The organism is Streptomyces sp. BRA346, assembly GCF_052851135.1.
The window spans coordinates 1-3,611 of sequence record NZ_JAIWIH010000121.1; the positions used below are offsets into that span (position 1 = coordinate 1).

The 3,611-nt window shown below is 73.3% G+C and carries 1 protein-coding gene; it reads left to right on the plus strand.

Annotated features, from left to right (window positions below):
* The coding region (locus LCH29_RS43620) for an acyltransferase domain-containing protein (protein WP_446467229.1) at nt 1-3,611 on the plus strand (3,611 nt) is incomplete at both ends.

Sequence of the window (3,611 nt, forward strand, 5' to 3'; positions counted from 1 at the left end):
CTGGGGCAGTGGTGCGGTACGGCTGCTGACCGAGCCCGTGGAGTGGCCGCACCGCGAGCGCCCCCGCCGCGCCGGGGTCTCCTCCTTCGGCGCCTCGGGGACCAATGCTCACCTCATCCTGGAGCAGGCCCCGGACGCCCCCGAGGCGGAGCCGGTGCCCGAACCCGGTGGTGTGGTGCCCTGGGTGCTGTCCGCGCGGAGCGCGGAGGCGCTGCGCGGGCAGGCCGCGGCCCTGACGGCACGTCTGGTCGAGGATCCTGAGCTGATGCCATGGAATGTGGGCTGGTCGCTGATCAGCACGCGGTCGGTGTTCGAGCATCGTGCGGTGGTGGTGGGTGGGGACCGTACGGAATTCGTGGCGGCGGTCGAGGCCCTGGCGGCAGCGGAGACCCACCCGGATGTGGTGCACGCGAGCGCTCCGGTACCGGTGAGCGACGCGGGTCCCGTGCTGGTGTTCCCGGGTCAGGGATCGCAGTGGGCCGGGATGGGAGCCGCTCTGCTCGATGCGTCGCCGGTGTTCGCGGCGCGGGTGGCGGAGTGCGAACGGGCGCTGTCGCCGTACGTGGACTGGTCGCTCACCGACGTCCTGCGCGGCACCGAGGGCGCGGCCGAGATGAGCCGGGTCGATGTGGTGCAGCCGGTGCTGTGGGCGGTGATGGTGTCGCTGGCGGCGGTGTGGGCCGGGCACGGCGTGAGGCCCGCGGCGGTCGTGGGGCACAGCCAGGGGGAGATCGCGGCGGCGGTCGTGTCCGGGGCGCTGTCGCTGGAAGACGGCGCGAAGGTGGTGGCGCTGCGCAGCCGGGCGCTGCGCGAGCTGGCCGGTGGCGGTGCGATGGCGTCGCTCGGCGTGGGCCAGGAGCAGGCCGGACAACTGCTGGACCGGCTCGGCGACCAGGCCGCGGCGGTGGGTGTGGCGGCGGTCAACGGCCCCTCCTCCACGGTCATCTCAGGTCACCCGCAGCAGGTTGCCGCAGTGGTGGCCGCATGCCAGGAGGACGGTGATCGCGCCCGGCTCATCGACGTGGACTACGCCTCGCACGGCCCTCAGATCGACGAGATCCGCGACGAGCTGTTCCGCGAACTGGACGGAATCCACCCGAACGACACCTCCGGAACAGGCATCACCTTCTACTCCACGGTGACCGGCGGCCAGGCCGATACCGCACAACTCGACACCGCGTACTGGGTGACCAATCTGCGGGATCAGGTCCGCTTCGCCGACGCCCTCGAGGCGGCGCTGGCCGACGGGCATCGGGTGTTCATCGAAACCAGCACCCACCCCGTGCTGACCATCGGCATGCAGGAGACCTTCGAGCACACCGGTCTGGAGGCCGTCACGGTCCCCACGCTGCGCCGCGACCACGGAGACAGGGCCCAGCTGCTCCGGGCGCTGGCCCAGGCGTTCGTCGCCGGAGTCGACGTCGACTGGACGACCCTGTACCCCGCCTCGCCGCGTCCCCGGATCGTGGAACTGCCCACCTACGCCTTCCAGCGTGAGCGGTATTGGCTCGACGGCCACAGCAGTCGTGGGGGCGACCCTGTCGACCTCGGGCTGGTCTCCGCGCGGCACCCCGTGCTGGCGGCCGCCGTGGAGCTTGCCGATGGCAACGGCCATGTACTGACGGGCCGACTCTCGGCACGCAGCCATGCGTGGCTCGGCGAACATGTGGTGGCGGACGCGGTCCTGGTGCCGGGCGCGGCCCTGGCCGAGTGGGCGCTGCGGGCCGCCGACGAGGTCGGCGCCGGTGGCGTGGAGGAACTGGCGCTCCAGATCCCGCTGGTGCTGCCCCCGTCCGGCGGGGTGCGGCTCCAGGTGGTCGTCGGCGCGCCCGGGGACGACGGACGCCGTGACGTTCAGGTGTACTCGCGGCCCGACGGCGATGCCGACCCCGGCGCCGCGTGGAGGTGCCACGCGGAGGGCGTACTGAGCCCGCCCGCCGACCGCGCCCACGACGACGCGACCGCGATGACCGGCGCATGGCCCCCGGCGGGCGCCGAGCCGCTGGAGACCGAGGGGTTCTACGAACGCGTCGCGGCCTCTGGCTACGCGTACGGCCCGTCCTTCCAGGGGCTGCGGGCGGTGTGGCAGGACGGTGCGGACGTGCTGGCCGAGGTGGCGCTGCCCGAGGCCGCGGGCGAACACGGTGGCTTCGGCATCCACCCGGCACTCCTGGACGCCGCCCTGCACCCGGCCCTCCTGATCGACCAGCTCGCCACCGACACGGACACCGAGACCACCCCCGGCCAGGTGTGGCTGCCGTTCGCGTGGAACGGCGTCACGCTGTGGGCGGCCGAAGCGACCACGGTCCGGGTCCGGCTGTCCCCGTACGAGCAGAGCACGGACGGCGAGCGAGCGCTGCGCGTGACCGTGGCGGATGCTGTGGGCGCGCCCGTGCTGACCGTGGATTCGGTGGCGATGCGCCCGGCGAGCGCGGACCAGCTGCGCTCGGTGGACACTCGTCGTACGGACAGCCTGTTCACCCTCGACTGGACCCCCCTGCCGCTCACCGTGGACACCACGGAACCGGCGGGCGACGACGGCCGCTGGGTGGTGCTGGGCACCGATTCCCCGCACCTTGGTTCCCCGTGCCTTGCCGGACCGGGCGCGAACCACCTCCCGGACCTCACGGCATTGACCGACGCACTCGATAGCGGCGAGCCGACCCCGTCGGTCGTCCTCGCCGACGTACGGTCCCCGGGCGTCGGCGACGATACGGCGGCCGAGGGCCTGGCCATCACGGAACGGACGCTGGCCCTGCTCCAGGACTGGCTGGCCGAACCGCAGCTGTCCGACGCCCGGTTGGTGGTGGTGACGCACGGCGCGGTCACCGCTGACGGCCCTGCCGAGGACGGTGTGCAGGTGGCGGCCGCGGCCGTGTGGGGCCTCGTACGCAGCGCCCAGTCGGAGAACCCCGGCCGGTTCCTCCTGCTCGACCTCGACGGCGAGGCCAACGCCGACACCGTACGGGCTGCCGTGACGCACGCCGTGGAAAGGGACGAACCGCAGCTCGCCATCCGTACAGGGCGGGTTCTGGTGCCCCGCCTCGTCCGGGCCGGTGCCGGTGGCGCGGGGCTCGTGGGCCCGGTGGAGCAGCCCGCGGCCTGGCGGTTGGACACCGTCGGCACGGCCACCCTGGACAACGTGGTGCCGGTGCCCTGCCCGGAGGTGCTGGAGCCGCTGGGAACGGGGCAGGTGCGGGTCGCCGTCCGCGCCGCCGGTGTCAACTTCCGGGACGTCGTGGTGAGTCTGGGCATGGTCCCGGGGCAGACCGGGCTGGGCGGTGAGGGCGCCGGTGTGGTGGTGGACATCGGCCCGGGAGTGACCGGTGTCGCGGTGGGAGACCGGGTCATGGGCGTCTTCGACCAGTCCTTCGGCCCCCTGACGGTCACGGACGCACGGCTGGTGGCCCCCGTACCGGACGGCTGGAGCTTCCAGCAGGCCGCCGCCGTACCGGTGGCGTTCCTCACCGCCTGGTACGGGCTCACCGACCTCGCCGAGATCCGTCCGGGCCAGTCGGTGCTGATCCATGCCGCCACCGGCGGGGTGGGAATGGCGGCGGTGCAGATCGCCCGTCATGTGGGTGCGGAGGTCTATGCCACGGCTTCTCCCG